At 64.9% G+C, this 16,111-nt stretch carries 15 protein-coding genes and 1 pseudogene; 6 read left to right on the plus strand and 10 right to left on the minus strand.

Annotation, left to right across the window (positions count from 1 at the left end):
* The first annotated feature begins 16 nt into the window (after positions 1-16).
* Positions 17-934, plus strand: coding sequence for a choline ABC transporter substrate-binding protein (locus tag PJ259_RS16305; protein ID WP_059313030.1), 918 nt, complete (start codon positions 17-19; stop codon positions 932-934).
* Between the two features lie 3 nt (positions 935-937).
* On the opposite strand, the gene norR is transcribed toward PJ259_RS16305, so the two are convergent.
* On the minus strand, positions 938-2,476 hold the full coding sequence (gene norR, locus PJ259_RS16310) for a nitric oxide reductase transcriptional regulator NorR (RefSeq protein WP_271653497.1): 1,539 nt from the start codon (positions 2,474-2,476) through the stop codon (positions 938-940).
* A 132-nt stretch (positions 2,477-2,608) separates the two neighbouring features.
* Between norR and hmpA the strand changes: the two genes are divergently transcribed.
* A complete protein-coding gene (gene hmpA, locus PJ259_RS16315) occupies positions 2,609-3,778 on the plus strand; it encodes an NO-inducible flavohemoprotein (RefSeq protein ID WP_271653498.1) in 1,170 nt (389 codons plus the stop codon).
* Positions 3,779-3,865: 87 nt separating this feature from the next.
* Here hmpA and PJ259_RS16320 read toward each other — a convergent pair whose 3' ends face one another.
* Complete coding sequence (locus tag PJ259_RS16320) at positions 3,866-4,093, minus strand: DUF1161 domain-containing protein (protein ID WP_059313033.1); 228 nt, start codon at positions 4,091-4,093, stop codon at positions 3,866-3,868.
* Positions 4,094-4,133: 40 nt separating this feature from the next.
* Positions 4,134-4,349 carry a dodecin gene (locus PJ259_RS16325; RefSeq protein WP_017641514.1) on the minus strand — a complete coding sequence of 72 codons (216 nt, stop codon included), beginning with the start codon at positions 4,347-4,349 and terminating at the stop codon, positions 4,134-4,136.
* 221 nt (positions 4,350-4,570) lie between these two features.
* Here PJ259_RS16325 and PJ259_RS16330 point away from each other — a divergent pair, with 221 nt between their 5' ends.
* The gene (locus PJ259_RS16330) at positions 4,571-4,894 is read left to right on the plus strand and encodes a DUF883 family protein (RefSeq protein WP_059313034.1); all 324 of its coding nucleotides are present in this window, start codon (positions 4,571-4,573) and stop codon (positions 4,892-4,894) included.
* Between the two features lie 39 nt (positions 4,895-4,933).
* Here PJ259_RS16330 and PJ259_RS16335 read toward each other — a convergent pair whose 3' ends face one another.
* The gene (locus PJ259_RS16335; RefSeq protein ID WP_271653499.1) at positions 4,934-5,830 is read right to left on the minus strand and encodes a LysR family transcriptional regulator; all 897 of its coding nucleotides are present in this window, start codon (positions 5,828-5,830) and stop codon (positions 4,934-4,936) included.
* A gap of 92 nt (positions 5,831-5,922) precedes the next feature.
* Between PJ259_RS16335 and trpB the strand changes: the two genes are divergently transcribed.
* Both trpB and trpA read left to right on the plus strand, forming a co-directional pair.
* Positions 5,923-7,131, plus strand: a complete 1,209-nt coding sequence (gene trpB / locus PJ259_RS16340; RefSeq protein ID WP_059313036.1) for a tryptophan synthase subunit beta — start codon at positions 5,923-5,925, stop codon at positions 7,129-7,131.
* On the plus strand, positions 7,128-7,934 hold the full coding sequence (trpA, locus tag PJ259_RS16345; protein ID WP_271653500.1) for a tryptophan synthase subunit alpha: 807 nt from the start codon (positions 7,128-7,130) through the stop codon (positions 7,932-7,934). Before trpB ends, trpA begins: the two co-directional genes overlap by 4 nt.
* Positions 7,935-8,664: 730 nt before the next feature.
* Here trpA and PJ259_RS16350 read toward each other — a convergent pair.
* The 6 genes and pseudogenes from PJ259_RS16350 to gbcA all read right to left on the minus strand — a co-directional run bounded on the left by PJ259_RS16350 (position 8,665) and on the right by gbcA (position 14,668).
* The gene (locus tag PJ259_RS16350; protein WP_271653501.1) at positions 8,665-9,075 is read right to left on the minus strand and encodes a DUF2141 domain-containing protein; all 411 of its coding nucleotides are present in this window, start codon (positions 9,073-9,075) and stop codon (positions 8,665-8,667) included.
* A 10-nt stretch (positions 9,076-9,085) separates the two neighbouring features.
* Positions 9,086-9,718: an HAD hydrolase-like protein gene (locus PJ259_RS16355; RefSeq protein WP_271653502.1), complete on the minus strand. Its 633-nt coding sequence runs from the start codon at positions 9,716-9,718 to the stop codon at positions 9,086-9,088.
* Between the two features lie 97 nt (positions 9,719-9,815).
* On the minus strand, positions 9,816-11,441 hold the full coding sequence (locus PJ259_RS16360) for a methyl-accepting chemotaxis protein (RefSeq protein ID WP_271653503.1): 1,626 nt from the start codon (positions 11,439-11,441) through the stop codon (positions 9,816-9,818).
* Between the two features lie 134 nt (positions 11,442-11,575).
* Positions 11,576-12,631, minus strand: a complete 1,056-nt coding sequence (locus PJ259_RS23000) for a methyl-accepting chemotaxis protein (RefSeq protein WP_442964901.1) — start codon at positions 12,629-12,631, stop codon at positions 11,576-11,578.
* A 42-nt stretch (positions 12,632-12,673) separates the two neighbouring features.
* A pseudogene (locus tag PJ259_RS23005) lies at positions 12,674-13,201 on the minus strand (MCP four helix bundle domain-containing protein); the annotation flags it as partial.
* 174 nt (positions 13,202-13,375) lie between these two features.
* Entirely contained in the window at positions 13,376-14,668 is a 1,293-nt protein-coding gene (gene gbcA, locus PJ259_RS16370) for a glycine-betaine demethylase subunit GbcA (RefSeq protein WP_059313042.1), read from the minus strand.
* A 330-nt stretch (positions 14,669-14,998) separates the two neighbouring features.
* On the opposite strand from gbcA, the gene PJ259_RS16375 reads away from it, so the two are divergent.
* A complete protein-coding gene (locus tag PJ259_RS16375) occupies positions 14,999-16,096 on the plus strand; it encodes a hybrid-cluster NAD(P)-dependent oxidoreductase (protein ID WP_271653505.1) in 1,098 nt (365 codons plus the stop codon).
* Positions 16,097-16,111: the final 15 nt, after the last annotated feature.

A 16,111-nucleotide genomic window follows, 5' to 3' on the forward strand; every position in this document is an offset into this window, starting at 1 on the left:
GCTATGGAGAACGGCCATGAAACACGGAATCATCGCTACGTTCACGCTGGCCCTGGTCAGCCTGTCGGCCCAGGCCGAGGATCAGGCCTGCGGAACGGTTCGCCTGGCCGATCCGGGCTGGAGTGACATCGCCGCCACCAATGCCCTCACCGGGGCGGTGCTGACGGCGCTGGGCTACACCAGCAAGGTCGATACCCTGGCGGTGCCGATCATCTACGGCGGCATGCGCAATGGGCAGGTGGACGCCTTCCTCGGCAACTGGATGCCGGCACAGCAGGCGCACTATGACCAGTTCGTGAAGACCGGCCAGGTGACCGAGCTGGCGCAGAACCTGGTCGGTACCGAATTCACCCTGGCGGTGCCCACCTATGTCTGGGAGGGCGGGGTGAAGAGCTTCGACGATCTGGCCAAGCATGCCGACAAGTTCGGCAAGAAGATCTACGGCATCGGGGCCGGTGCGCCGGCCAACCAGTCGTTGCAGAAGATCATCCAGGACAACGAATTCGGCCTGGGCAGCTGGCAGCTGGTGGAGTCCAGCGAGCAGGCCATGCTGTCCCAGGTAGGGCGCGCGGTGAAGCGTGACAAGTGGGTGGTCTTCCTTGGCTGGACCCCGCACCCCATGAACGTCGACTACCCGATCAAGTACCTGACCGGGGGTGACAAGTACTTTGGTACCGCCGGTACGGTGAACACCCTGACACGCAAGGGCTACGCCGAGCAGTGCCCCAATCCGGCCCGACTGCTGACCAACATGAAATTCACCCTGGACATGGAAAACGCCATCATGAGCGCCGCACGGGACAAGGGCGGCAGCTATGACACCGCCGCCAAGGCCTGGCTCAAGGCCCATCCCCAGGTGCTGGAGCCCTGGCTGCAGGGGGTCACCACCCGCGACGGCCAGCCCGGCCTGCCAGCGGTGCAGAAAGCCCTCTGAGGGCTACCTGAGACCCAGCCGGCGCGCCAGGCGGGCGAGGTTGGCGCGGTCCAGCCCCAGGGCGGCGGCGGCCAGGGTCCAGTTCTGGCCATGCTGCTCCAGGGTCAGGGTGATGGTCTGGCGCTGGAAGGCGTCGGTGGCGTCGCGCAGAGAGGTGGCGGGGACCACGGGATCGTCACTGGGCAGGGGCGCGGCATCCAGCGGCAGGCCGAGTTGCTCGCCGTCCAGGGTCAGGATGCCGCCACGCTCCGCGCTGCCGGCATGGGCCTTGAGCGCCGCGCGACTGATGAGGTGGGAGAGCTCGCGCACATTACCGGGCCAATCGTAGGCCAGCAGGATGCGCTGCGCCGCGGGGGTCAGGCGCAGGCCGCGCAGCCCCAGTCGCGCGCGATTCTGTTCCAGGTAGAAGCCCGCCAGCAGCAGGACGTCGCGCCCGCGCTCGCGCAAGGCGGGTACCGCCAGGGGGTAGACGCTCAGGCGGTGATAGAGATCAGCACGAAAGCGCCCGTCACGCACGGCTTCGGCCAGGTCGCGATTGGTGGCGGCGATGATGCGTACGTCCACCTTGAGATCGCGATCCGAGCCCAGGCGCTGCAGCTGGCCGCTCTGCAGCACCCGTAGCAGCTTGGCCTGCACCGTCAGGGGCAATTCGCCGACCTCGTCGAGAAACAGGGTACCGCCGTCGGCCAGTTCGAAACGCCCGCGGCGCTCGCTGACCGCGCCGGAAAAGGCGCCGCGCACATGGCCGAAGAGTTCGCTTTCCACCAGCGCCTCGGGCAGGGCCGCGCAGTTGAGGCTGATCAGCGGCCGCTGCTGGCGCAGGGAGCGCGCATGCACCGCCTCGGCCACCAGTTCCTTGCCGACCCCGGTTTCGCCGGTGATGAGCACCGTCAGGTCGCTGGCCGCCACGGTCTCGATCTCCTGGCGCAGCCGCAGGCTGGCCGGACTCTGGCCGATGAGTTCGCGGGGCCGCTGATGCCCCACCGATTGCTGGTAGGCCACGGTCAACTCGTGTTCGCTAACGATGCGGGCGGACAACTGGCCGATGCGCTCGGCGGCGGCCACGGTGGCGGCGGCCAGGCCGGCGAAGGCGGCGAGGGTAGTGAGATCCTCGGGGCGGGCATTCTGCGCCCGCAGCGAATCCAGGGTCAGCAGTCCCCAGAGCTGGTCCTGCACATAGAGTGGACAGCCCAGGCAGTCATGAACCTCCAGGTGCCCGTGCACGCCTTCCACCAGGCCGTCGTAGGGATCGGGCAGGTCGCAGTCGGCGGCGAAGCGGGTTGGGGTGCGGCTCGCCAGCAGTAGCGCCAGGCGGGGATGCTCGCCGACCTTGAAGCGGCGTCCCAGGGTATCGGCATTCAGGCCACGCACCGCCAGGGGCACCAGCACCTCGCCGTCCAGGCGCAGCAAGGCCACCGCATCGAAAGTCAGCACCTGGCGCAGGGCATCGAGCAGGCTGGCATAGCGCTGCTGATCGGGCAGATCGCGGGCCAGATCCGCCACCAGCGGCACCATCACATCGAGCAGGGTGGGACGAGTCAATTTGACCTCGGCGAGTCATGGGGACCTGGTCATTATGACCACTCGACAGGGCAAAGGCCTGATCTAGCGCAGATTTTTAGCTGGCACGACTCGTGATACGGCCAGGGCAGTCCTGTTTTGGAGAGCCCTGCCATGCTGTCATCCGAGCAACAAGCCATCATCAAGGCCACAGTTCCTCTGCTGGAAACCGGCGGTGAAGCCCTGACCCGGCACTTCTACGACAAATTGCTGAATAACAACCCCGAGATCCGTCCGCTGTTCAACGGCGCCCACCAGGCCAGCGGTGCCCAGGCGCGGGCATTGGCCCGGGCAGTGCTGATGTACGCCCGCTACATCGATCGCCTGGATACCCTGGGACCGCTGGTCGAGCAGATCGTCAACAAGCACGTCTCCCTGCAGGTCCAGCCGGATCACTATCCGCTGGTGGGCATCGCCCTGCTGCAGAGCATTCGCGAGGTGCTGGGCACCGAGGTGGCCACCGATGCGGTGATCGACGCCTGGGCCGCAGCCTATGGCCAGTTGGCCAATCTGCTGATCGGCGCCGAAGAGCAGCGCTATGCGGCCCAGGCCGACGCGCCTGGAGGCTGGCGCGGCGGACGCCCGTTCCGCATCGCGCGGATCGAGCCGGAAAGCGAAGAGATCAGCTCCTTCTACCTGGAACCGGTCGACGGCCTGCCGACCAGCATCGCCCAGCCCGGCCAGTATCTGGGCCTGAGCGTCACCCTGGACGGCGTCGAGTACCGGCGCAACTATTCGATCTCGGCGACCAGTGAGGGTCAGGGCTATCGCATCAGCGTCAAGCATCAGCCGGGTGGCCTGGTCTCGCGCTTCCTGCACACCGAGGCCCATGAAGGCACCGTGTTGCAGGTCTTTGCGCCTGCTGGCGAGTTCGTTCTGCAGGCGTCGACCAAGCCCTTGCTGCTGATCGCCGGGGGCGTCGGCATCACGCCACTGCTGCCCATGGTGTCGGCGGCCCTACCGAGCGGGCGACCAATCCAGCTGATTCACTGTACCCGCCATGTCGGGGTGCAGGCCTTCGGTCACTGGCTCGAAGAGCAGGCCGCCCATCATCCGCAACTGCAGCTGTACTTCTGCTACAGCGAGCCGGTAGCCGAGGAAGCCTTCGCTTCGCGACTGGACAAGACGCGCCTGCAGCGCTGGCTGCCCAAGGCCCGCGACCTGGACGCCTATATACTTGGTCCACAGCCGTTCATGGCCCAGGTACGCCGTGACCTGCTGGAACTGGGCGTACCGGAGCAGCAGATTCGCCACGAGTTCTTCGGACCCGCGGCGGAACTCTGAAAATGAAACGCCCGCGGTGAATTGGCCGCGGGCGTTTTGCCAAGTGCTCAAGGATGCCACCTAATGGCGGCACCTTTTAGCCAGGGTTTAGCGACGTTGGTAGACGATTTCCTTGCTACCACCTTCGCAACTGCCCACCACCTTGGCGGAAGCGCTGGCGCTGCCCTTGTCCACCACCTCAAGACTGTAGTGCGCCACCTGCTTGGCCTGCAGCTTGGCATCGATATCGGCCTTGACCGTGTCGCACGAGGTGCCAGCGGCGAAGGCACCGCCGCTCAGGGCCAACAAACCGAGGGTGATCACGACTTTACGCATCTTGCCTGTCCTTTTGCTCGGGGAGGAAAGGGGTATCGGCTCAGCTCGCTTCGATACGGAAGCCGATCTTCAGGGTGACCTGGTAGTGGGCTACCTTGGCATCCTGGATATGGCCACGGATCTCGCCCACTTCGAACCACTCGAGGTTCTTCACCGACTTGGAGGTCTCGGCGAGGGCGTTGTTGATGGCGTCCTCGACGCTGGTAGTGGAGGAGCCAACGATTTCCAGCTTCTTGTAGGTGTGATGATCGGACATGAACAGTCTCCTGGGTCAGCAATGACGGGCGTTGCAGCCGGTGGCCGGCTACCGGTTGACCGGTGTCGCGGTCGACTCGCCGGGAAGGGTGCCGCTGTCATTTGAGGCCGCGAAAAGCCCTGATAAGTTCACTGCCCAGGTGCCAGCCCAGGGCTTTATGCTGCACTTTCCAACGGCTCGGTAGTCACATTTCCTGAATCCGTCCACCTCAGGAGGTTGTCATGGCCCGTAACACCGATTACCAAGCGTCCATCGCCGGCATCGAGAACGAAATCAACAGCCTGCTCGACTCGCTGGCATCGTTGAAGAAGAATGCCGCTCGCGAATCCCGCAGCGGTCTGAACACCTTCAAGAGCACCGCTCGCGAAGCCCTGCATCACTCGGGTGATTCGCTGGAAGAGGTCTATGATGACGTGCGCCGCCTGACCCGCCAGTATGGCCGGGCCGCTGGTGGTGTCGCCCGCGAACATCCCTGGGCCACCGTTGGCATTGCCGCCGGCGTGACCATCCTGGTCGGCTGGGCGCTGCTGCGCGGCGACAACTGATCGCCTGCCAAAGGCATCCCGGCCGGGATGCCTTTGGCCTCAGGACCCGGCCAGCTCCCGTCTGAGCCAAGCCGCCAACCGTTCCACCCGCTCATCCGCCAACCGGCCAGGCGCCCACAACGCCAATTCCGCACCGGTCCCGGCGAAACCCCAGGGCGCGACCAGTCGCCCCGCCTTGAGATCCGCCGCCACCAGTGGTTCCGGCGCGATCGCTACCCCCAGTCCCGACAACGCCGCCTCCAGCAGGTAATAGAGGTGCTCGAAGCCCTGCCCGTATTCCAGTGCCGGTGTTTCCAGGCCCTGGGTGGCGAACCACTGTGGCCAGGCCTGGGGCCGCGACAGGGTGTGCAACAGCCGCTCCGCCAACAGCGCCGAGAGGTCGCCTTCCTTGAGTCTCAGATAGGCCGGGCAGTAGGGGCTCAGTACCGGACCGATACGCTCAGGCGCCAGGTGGTAGGGCATAACGTCCTGTGGTGGCGCGCTTTCGGTGAACAGCAGGCTGGCGTCCAGGCCGGCGGCGGCGAGGGGGGTGTCGTCGGTACGGGTCGACAGGTGCAAATGCAATTCTGGCAGATCCCTATTGAGCCGATCCAGCCGTGGAATGAACCAGCGCGCCACCAGACTGCCGGGGCAACCCAGCACGAAGGGCCCCTGGCGATTGCCGGCCTTGAGTTCGGCGCAGACCTCGCGCAGCCGCTCGAAGACGTCGCCACTCACCTCGCGCAATCTCAGCCCGGCCTCGGTCAGCGCCAGGCCGCGGCCCTCGCGACGGAACAAGGCCACGCCCAGCTGTTCCTCCAGCGCACGTATTTGCCGGCTCACGGCACCATGGGTCACATGCAGCTCGTCACCGGCACGACTCATTCCGCCCAGGCGGGCAGTGGCCTCGAAGGCGCGCAGGGCATTCAGGGGTGGTAAGTCGCGGGGATCGCTCATCTGTGAGGTTTCCTGACAGGTCATCGCGATCTTATCGATTTATCGCCAGCACTCAAGCAGGTAAGGTAGATCCATCTTCGCAGGAGAATCCCATGACCCAGACCGCTTATCGCCAGGGCCCCGACGCTCAAGGCATGTTCGGCCAGTTCGGTGGCCGCTATGTCGCCGAAACCCTGATGCCGCTGATCCTCGATCTGCAGCGCGAATACGAGACCGCCATGGAAGATCCGGCGTTTCTCGAGCAGCTGGCCTATTTCCAGCGCGACTACGTCGGTCGGCCCAATCCGCTGTACTTCGCCGAGCGCCTGACCGAGCACTTCGGCGGCGCCAAGATCTATCTCAAGCGCGAAGAGCTGAACCACACCGGCGCGCACAAGATCAACAACTGCATTGGCCAGATCCTGCTGGCCAAGCGCATGGGCAAGACCCGCATCATCGCCGAGACTGGTGCCGGCATGCACGGAGTGGCTACCGCTACCGTCGCCGCGCGCTTCGGCCTGCCCTGCGTCATCTACATGGGCAGCACCGACATCGACCGCCAGCAGGCCAACGTCTTCCGCATGAAGCTGCTGGGTGCCGAGGTGATTCCGGTCACGTCCGGTACCGGCACCCTCAAGGACGCCATGAACGAGGCCCTGCGCGATTGGGTGACCAATGTCGCCGACACCTTCTACCTGATCGGCACCGTGGCCGGTCCGCACCCCTATCCGGCCATGGTCCGCGATTTCCAGGCGGTGATCGGTCGCGAGACCCGCGCGCAGATCCTGGAGAAGGAAGGACGCCTGCCCGACAGCCTGATCGCCTGCGTCGGCGGCGGCTCCAATGCCATGGGCCTGTTCCACGAATTTCTCGATGACACCGACGTCGCCATCGTCGGCGTCGAGGCCGGCGGGCACGGCGTGGACACCAACAAGCATGCCTCCAGCCTCAACGGCGGGGTGCCCGGGGTACTGCACGGCAACCGCACCTTCCTGCTGCAGGACGACGATGGCCAGATCATCGACGCCCACTCCATTTCCGCTGGCCTGGACTATCCCGGCATCGGCCCGGAGCACGCCCACCTGCACGACGTGAAGCGCGTGGAATACGTGCCGATCAACGATGACGAGGCACTCAAGGCCTTCCACCAGACCTGCCGCCTGGAAGGCATCATCCCGGCGCTGGAAACGGCTCACGCCCTGGCCGAGGCCTACAAGCGCGCTCCGCACCTGCCCAAGGACCACCTCATGGTGATCTGCCTTTCGGGCCGCGGCGACAAGGACATGCAGACCGTGATGAGCCACCTGGGAGACAAGCTATGAGCCGCCTGGAAACCCGCTTCGCCGCGCTGAAGGCCGAGGGCCGCGCGGCCCTGGTCACCTACACCACCGCAGGCGACCCGGACTATGACACCGCCCTGGCGATCCTCAAGGGGCTGCCGGCGGCCGGTGCCGACGTCATCGAGCTGGGCATGCCCTTCACCGATCCCATGGCCGACGGTCCGGCCATCCAGGCTGCTGCCCTGCGTGCCCTGCAGGGTGGCCAGAACCTGGCCAAGACCTTGGAGATGGTGCGTGACTTCCGCCGCGAAGAGCGGGAGACGCCACTGGTGCTGATGGGCTACTACAACCCCATTCACCGCTATGGCGTGGAGCGCTTTCTGGCTGAAGCCGCCGAGGCTGGCGTGGATGGCCTGATCGTGGTCGATCTGCCCCCCGAGCATGACGCCGAGCTGGCCCTGCCCGCCCAGGCCGCCGATATCGACTTCATTCGCCTGACCACGCCGACCACCGATGACGCCCGCCTGCCGCGAGTGCTCAATACCAGTTCCGGTTTCGTCTATTACGTTTCCGTCGCCGGCGTGACCGGGGCCGGTTCGGCTACCACGGAGCATGTCGAGGCTGCCGTGGCACGTCTGCGCCGCTTTACCGACCTGCCCCTGGCGGTCGGCTTTGGTATCCGCACCCCGGAACAGGCCCGGGTGATCGCTCGGATTGCCGATGGCGTCGTGGTGGGCTCGGCTTTCGTCGACCAGATCGCCAAGGCCGAATCCTCCGGTGCCGCCATCGATGGCGTGCTCGGGCTCTGCAAGCAGCTGTCGGATAGCGTGCGCACTGCGCGTTGAGCATGCACCTGCGCTTCAAAAAGACCGCTTAGGCGGTCTTTTTTTGTGCTTGAACGACCCTGGGCCTGTGCATAACTCTGTGGGCAGTCTGTTCGCTCTAGACGCAAAGGCCCGTGCCAGAAGGCCTGCAGCAGGGTTTGCCTTGTTGATCGAATTCGGTACGCGGTGGTCAGATCAGTCAGCCCGCGTACGAAAGCGTCCTTTGCCGTCATTGCCTGACAGGTAAAGGCTGTGGATAAGCCTTGGGCAAGTTGTCAGCAACTCAAGGGACGGAAGCCAGGCCAAAATCGATCAAAAAATAGCCAATGTGGAACGGCTCGGATGAAGAGCGGAGTGACGCCGCCATTGCCCGGTTTCCCACATCTACTGTGTGCGTGCCTGTGGAAAAGATGTGGGACCTACCCTGTAGGCCAGGGTTGGCAAGGCTTGCAGAGGATCGTACAAAAAATGATCAATTCATTTTCGGGGGTTTTCCACAACCCACAATAGGGCTGCATAGGCCTGTGGATAGGTTGTTCGTTCTGTCCTGAAGGCCATGACTGACGCGGCTTGTAGAGAATTGATCAAATAATAACCAGTTTCCTGGGATATTCTCAAGTCAAGGGATTTCTTGCGTAGGCCCAGAGAGTTATCCACTCTTGTTCAGCGCGTAGCTTAGCCGTCGCCGCTAAATGACCTGTGGGTAAGTCTGTTGATTTTCTGTTTGGAAGCCTGTGCATGAAGCCACTCGCTAGCGCAGCGTCACCTGTTGCTGCAGGCCAGCCGCTGGCAGGATGAAGGCACATTCCTCGAAGGTGGCCATGCGCATGCGTAGCGGCGGATTGTTGCTGTAGCCGTATTGTTCGGTGGGCATGCCGATGAAATTGGTATCCAGCGTGCTGTTGCTGTTGCTGTCGTGGATGACCGATACGGCATAGCGCCCGGGTGGCAGCTCGAAGCGCTGTTCCTGGACACCTGGCTGGGCGGCGATATGGGCCTGGGCCACGGGTGTCTTGTGTTCCTTCCAGGCGTCTTCGCTGGCGAACACCGCCAGCAGCAGCTGGCCCCCCGAGGCATCGACCGTCTCCACTCGCACCTGCAGTTCGGCGGCGTGCAGCACACCGCTCAGACAGAGACCAGCGACCAGCAACAGAGACTTCATGGGCATTCCTTCAGCAGGGAGAGGACGTCAGCCGGAGCAGCTCGGCTGGCTGTTCGAAAAAGAGATCGGGGCGCTGCGCTCGTAGGGTGGTCGGGCAACCATAGCCCCAGGCCACCGCAGCACAGCCCAGACCCGCGCGGCGCGCGGCCTGGAGATCGCGTAGCTCGTCGCCCACATAGAGCGCATCGGCCGGCGCGACGCCCTGCCGGCGGATCAGGCGCGCCAGGCGCCGCGCCTTGCCCAGCAGGGGAATATCGAATTCGCCATCGGGGAACAGATGTCCGGCCTGGGGCAGTACCTGGTGGACCGCGGCGGCGGAATTGGAGGTCGCCAGCCCCAGCTGCAGTCCGCTGGTCTGCAACCGGTCGAGCGCCTGGGGGATCTCGGCGAAAGGAGCGACCTGGTCGCCCCGCTGGGCCAGCAGGCGGCGATAGTGACGGGCGATCCGCGGTACGCGCCACAGCGGGATGCCCAGGCTGTCGAGCAGGCCGGTCAGGGAGGCGGCGCGCAGCTGCGGCCACTCCTCCGGCGCCGGCTGGCGAAAGCCATGGGTCCGCGCCAGCTCGCCGAGGCAGCTCAGCAGAAAGGGCAGGCTGTCCGCCAGGGTGCCGTCGAAGTCGAAGATGACGTAGCGGTAGCTCATGCGAGAAGGGCGCGGTGGGCGAAGGCGCCAGCGTAGCGGGCGCCTTTCTGTTTTGCCACCGCGACCGCGTTCGGCAGGAGCGTCCCTGCCGGCCAGGTCACACGCGGAAGCGGCGGATCTGGCCGTTGAGCTCCACCGCCAGTTCGGAGAGCTGCTGGCTGGCGGCGCGGGTCTGTTCGGCGCCGGCGGCGGTCTGCACCGACAGATCGCGGATGCGCACCAGATTGCGGTCCACCTCGCGGGCCACCTGGGCCTGCTCTTCGGCGGCGCTGGCGATCACCAGGTTGCGCTCGTCGATGCCCGACACCGACTGGGCGATGGCGGCCAGGGCGGCGTTGGCCGACTGTGCCTGCTCGCGGGTCTGGCGCGCCTGGTCGGCGCTGGTCAGCAGCGCATCGACGGTCTGGCCGGTACCCTGCTGGATGCTGCCGATCATGCCTTCGATTTCGCGGGTGGACTCGCCGGTGCGATGGGCCAGGGCGCGGACCTCGTCGGCGACCACGGCGAACCCCCGACCGGCGTCACCGGCACGGGCGGCTTCGATGGCAGCGTTGAGCGCCAGCAGGTTGGTCTGTTCGGCGACCGCGCGGATGACGTCCAGCACCTGGCTGATGTTGCGGGTCTGTTCGGCCAGCTGGCGGGCCTGTTCGCTGGCGCCCAGTACGTTTTCGGTGAGCACCTCGATGGCGCCCAGGGTATCGCCGAGCTGACGCTGGCCCTGACGTGCGGTATCGGCGGCCTGGCGCGATTCGGAAGAGGTGGAGGTGGCATTGCCGGCCACCTCGTCCACCGCCTGGCTCATCTCGGTGACGGCGGTGGCCGCCATCTCGATCTCGCTGTTCTGCTGCTGCAGGCCGTGGGCGCTTTCCTGCATGACCGCGGTCATTTCCTCGGCGGCCGAGGCCAGCTGAGTAGCGGAATGGCCCAGGTGACCCAGGGTATCGCGCAGGTTGGCCTGCATCTGCTGCATGGCCTGCAGCAACTGGGCGGCCTCGTCGTGACCACGGGTGTCCAGGGTCTGGGTCAGGTCGCCGCTGGCGATGGTCCGGGCGGCGGCGACGGCTTCGGCGATGGGCCGGGTCATGCTCAGGGTCAGGCGCCAGGCCAGCAGCACGGTCAGGCCCAGGGCCAGGGCGATGACCATCCAGGTGATGGAGGTGGCCTGGGTGTAGGTGTCGCTGGAGTTCTGGGAGGCAGCCTTGATGTCTTCCTGGTTGATCTTGCGCAGGGCTTCGGTGCGCTCGTTCATCTGCGCACCGAGCTGGGCCATGCTGGTCTGGATCAGGCTACGGGCATCGTCGAGCTTGCCGGCATTGATGAGATCGGCGAGTTGGCCCGTGTAACGGCTGTAGTCGCGCTGGATCTGGCGCAGGGCGTCGAAGGCCTGGCGCTCACGATCAGCGCTGATGAGTTTTTCATAGCGACCGAAACCGGCTTCGATGTCGGCGTTGATGCCATCGATCTTCTTGCGCGTGGCGGCGACGGTGGCGGCGTCCGGAATCGCCAGCAGGCGTAGCACCTCGACCCGGGTCCGGGCGAGTTGCAGGGCCAGGTTGTCGGCTTCGACGATGCTGGGGACGTTGTTGGTCTCGATTACCTGACCCTGGGTACGGATCTGCGACAGTTGCAGCAGCCCGAACAGGCCCAGACTGGCCACGAGGATGGCCAGGAGGCCGAAACACAGCACACTGCGGATGGCGATGGAGAAGGAACGAAAGGTCACGGCGGCAGCCCCGGTGAAGATTGAGGCCCCTTGTAACGGCTAGGACCGCCGTGACTTGATGGTCATTCGTCTTAAATCGGATCTAGGCACCGACACGGCGTCCGGGCTGACCATTCGCCATGTTCGACTTGCCGCTAGAACTGGAAGCGCTGCACCTGGCCGCTGAGGGTATCCGCCAGTGCCGCCATCTGCTGGCTGGCACTGTAGGTCTGCTCGGCGCCGGCGGCGGTCTGCACCGAGAGGTCGCGGATGCGTACCAGGTTGCGATCCACTTCACGGGCCACCTGGGCCTGCTGCTCGGCAGCGCTGGCGATCAGCAGGTTGCGTTCGTCGATGCCGGATACCGCACCTGCGATGGCAGCGAGGCCGGCATTGGCCGCCTGGGCCTGTTCCCGGGTCAGGCGTGCCTGATCGGCACTGCTCAGCAGCGCATCGACGGTCTGGCCAGTGCCCTGCTGGATACTGCCGATCATCTTCTCGATCTCGCTGGTCGAGTCCCCGGTGCGCTTGGCCAGGGCCCGTACCTCGTCGGCCACCACGGCGAAGCCGCGGCCCGCCTCACCGGCTCGGGCGGCCTCGATGGCGGCGTTGAGCGCCAGCAGATTGGTCTGCTCGGCCACCGCACGGATCACGTCCAGTACCTGACTGATGTCGCGAGTCTGGCTTTCCAGCTCACGGGCCTGGGCACTGGCGCCGAGGACCTGGTCGGTGAGGGCTTCGATGGCTCCGAGGGTCTCATCCAGCTGGCGCTGGCCCTGGGCCGCCGTCTGGGCGGCCTGGCGCGACGCGGTGGAGGTCGAACCGGCATTGCCGGCGACCTCTTCGACCGCCTGGCTCATCTCGGTGACGGCGGTGGCCGCCAGCTCGATCTCGCTGTTCTGCTGGCGCAGGCCGTGGGCGCTTTCCTGAGTCACCGCGGTCATCTCCTCGGCGGCCGAAGCCAGCTGAGTGGCCGAATCGCCAATGTGCGCGAGGGTCTCGCGCAACTGGGTCTGCATCTGCTGCATGGCCTGCAACAGCTGGGCCGCCTCGTCCCTACCACGGCTATCGAGCGCCTGGGTCAGATCACCCGCGGCGATGGTACGGGCTGCCGCCACTGCCTGGGCGATGGGGCGGGCGACGCTACGTGTCAGGCGCCAGGCGAGCAACCCGGTGAGGGTCAGAGCCAGCAGGATCGCCAGCCCGGTCACGCCGTTTGAGCGCTCATAGGCGGTATCGGCCTCGGTACTGGCAATATGGATATCCTGCTGAACCGCGTTGCGCAGCGTCTCGATGCAGGCATTCATCCGGATACCCAGCTGTGCCATGCTCTGCTGGACTACCTGGCGCGCCTCGGCCATCTGGCCGGCACTGGCCAGGTCGGCCAGTTGCCGCACGCCCTGCATGTATTCCCGGTGCACCTGGCGCAGATCGTCCAGTGCCTGCCGGCTCTGTGGCGATAGCGCACCTTGCTGATAGCGCCCGAAGGCGGCCTGGACGTCGGTACTCAGGCCGTCCAACTTCTTGCGGGTGTTGGCCAGGGTTTCGGCATCGGGCATGGCCAGCAGACGCAGGGTTTCGATGCGGGTTCGCGCCAGCAGCAGTCCCAAATCATTAGCAGCGACGAGCGTGGGAATATGGCGCTGTTCTACCTGGTGCCCCAACTGGCGGATTTGCGCCAACTGGAACCAGCTGAACAAGCCGAGGGCAGCGACAAGCGTCGCAAGAATGCCAAAACAGAGCAGATTGCGAGTAGCGATGGACAGCGAGCGAAGAGTCATGATGAGCCTGTGGAAGAGGGTACAAAATGTGACCAGGCTCACAACTTTATGTGATGTTTTAGAATAAAGACGCGAAATAAGGGTGCGTCAAAAAACCGCATTGCCATAAAGACAGATTATTGAAATGCCCATGGAGCCCTTGCGGCTCCATGGGCGATGAAAGACCAACCGTCTTCAGTCGCCGCTGACCTGGCGCAGATGGCCGGCTGGCGCCTCTTCGCCGAGGTTGTTGAGCAGGCGCTCGCTGTACCAGTCGATGAAGTTGATCACGCCGAATTCGTAAGTCTTTGAGTAGGGACCCGGCTGGTAGGCCTTGGAGTTGATACCGCGCTGGTTTTCCTCGGCCAGGCGACGATCCTGGTCGTTGGTGGCATCCCAGACCTTGCGCAGGTTGACCGGATCGTAGTCGACGCCTTCCACGGCATCCTTGTGTACCAGCCACTTGGTGGTCACCACGGTCTCGGTCGGACCCAGCGGCCAGACGGTGAAGACGATCATGTGATCGCCCATGCAGTGGTTCCAGGAGTGCGGCAGGTGCAGGATGCGCATGGAACCCAGGTCCGGGTCCTTGATGCGACCCATGAGTTTCTTGCAGCCGGGCTTGCCGTCCAGGGTCATGGACACGGTGCCGGCGAGCAGCGGCATGCGCACGATGCGGTTGCGCAGGCCGAAGCTGGCGTGGGCATAGGGGATGTTGTCGGCGTCCCAGCGACTGGTGCAGGCGGCGACCTGATCCTTGAACGCCTGGGAGGCACGCGGATCGGTGACGTCGTCCCATTCCAGCAGGGTGTTCAGCAATTCGGGGTGGGAGCCGCTGCAGTGATAGCACTCGCGGTTGTTTTCCAGCACCAGCTTCCAGTTGGCCTGCTCGACCAGGTCGGTACGCACCGCGACCTTGGCGTTCTCCATGTCGTACGGCTCCATGTAGTGCTCGAGCGTACGCAGGAAGTCGTCGATGGCCGGCGGTTCATCGGCCAGGGAGATGAAGATGTAGCCGCCAGCGGTCTTGACGTGGATCGGCTTGAGGTTGAAGTCGGCCATATTGAAGTCGGCGCCCATCTCGGTGCCGGCGAACAGCAGGCGGCCGTCCAGCTCGTAGGTCCACTGGTGGTAGGGGCAGACCAGCTTGGCGACCTTGCCCTTGTCGCTCACGCAGAGGCGCGAGCCGCGGTGACGGCAGACGTTGTGGAAGGCGTGGATCTTGCCCTCGGCGCCACGGATCACCAGGATGGGATTGTCACCCAGCTGCAGGGTGATGAAGTTGCCCTTGGTGGGGATCTCGCAGGTCATGCCGGCGATCAGCCACTCCTTGCCGAAGATCTCCTGCATGTCGATCTGGAACAGGCGCTCGTCGTTGTAGAAGGGTTGGGGCAGGGAATAGGTGCGCTCGCGGGTGCGCAGCATCTCGGCCGTGGCCTTGCGGGCCGGATCGAGAGGGTCGCCCAAACTCAAGGTGCTGACGTCCATCGTACATCCTCGTGGCCACCGCGATGGGTGGCGAAAGTGGTTGGTCACGGTACTGCAAGGCTTTTTCGGCCGACGGGGCGGGAGCGCCGAATGATCCCAGACTTCGCCCGTCGCGCGCTGTTCGGGTTCGGCTTGGGGCGGAGTGTGGGGCCGGAGCTGGGAGAGGGCCTTGCTCATGGGCGACATGGCCGACGCTGTTCACGACGCCCCAGCCCTTGCCGTTGCTGGGCCGGTCGCCATCGGCATGTGGATGTCGCGATTGGGAAAGTGGCGGTCGTGGGGCCCTCACAGAATCGCCGCCAATAGCCCCAGTGGCAGTCGAGGTGCGCCATGAATACTTTCATCAACCCTGTTACCACCCAGACCTGGACCAATGGCCGCCATCCCGTGCGCTGCGTCAAGGTGATCCAGGAAACCTGGGACGTGCGCACCTTCTGCTTCACGGCCGAAATTCCGCTGATGTACTTCTTCAAGCCGGGCCAGTTCGTGACCCTGGAACTGGAGATCGATGGCAAGCAGGTGATGCGTTCCTACACCATCTCCAGTTCACCTTCGGTGCCCTACAGCTTCTCCATCACCGTCAAGCGCGTGCCGGGCGGCCTGGTGTCCAACTGGCTGCACGACAACCTCAAGGTCGGTGAGAACCTGGCCGTGCATGGCCCGGTCGGCCTGTTCAACGCCATCGACTACCCGGCCGACAAGGTGCTCTACCTCTCCGGCGGCGTCGGTATCACCCCGGTGATGTCCATGGCGCGCTGGTTCTACGACACCAACGCCAGCGTCGACATGGTCTTCGTGCACAGCGCCCGCACCCCGCGCGACATCATCTACCAGGGCGAGCTGGAGCACATGGCTGCCCGGATCGACAACTTCGCCCTGAACCTGGTGTGCGAGCGCACCGAGCACGGCGAATCCTGGGCCGGCTTCCGTGGCTACTTCGATCGCCGCATGCTGGAGCTGATGGCGCCGGACTTCCGCGAGCGCGAGATCTTCTGCTGCGGCCCCACGCCCTACATGAACGCCGTCAAGGCCATGCTCCGCGAGCTGGACTTCGACATGACCCGCTACCACGAGGAATCCTTCGGCGCGACGCCGCCGGAAGCCAAGGTCGAGGCCGCCGAACAGGCCGAAGCCGCCGCCGACCTGCCGCCGATTCCCCTGGAAGCCCAGTGCCTGATCTCCTTCACCGAAAGCGACAAGAGCGTCAGCATCGGCCCTGGCGAGACCATCCACGGCGCCGCGGCCAAGCTTGGCCTGCACATTCCCAAGGCCTGCGGCATGGGCATCTGCGGGACCTGCAAGGTGCTCAAGAAGAGCGGCGAGGTGGTCATGGACCACAACGGTGGCATCACCGAGGAAGATGAAGCCGAAGGCTATATCCTGTCCTGCTGCAGCATTCCGAAGGGGGATGTGCAGATCGAGTTCTGACGGCAAGGGTAGGTT

The organism is Pseudomonas sp. JBR1 (genome assembly GCF_028198185.1).
Lineage (GTDB): Bacteria > Pseudomonadota > Gammaproteobacteria > Pseudomonadales > Pseudomonadaceae > Chryseomonas > Chryseomonas oryzihabitans_E.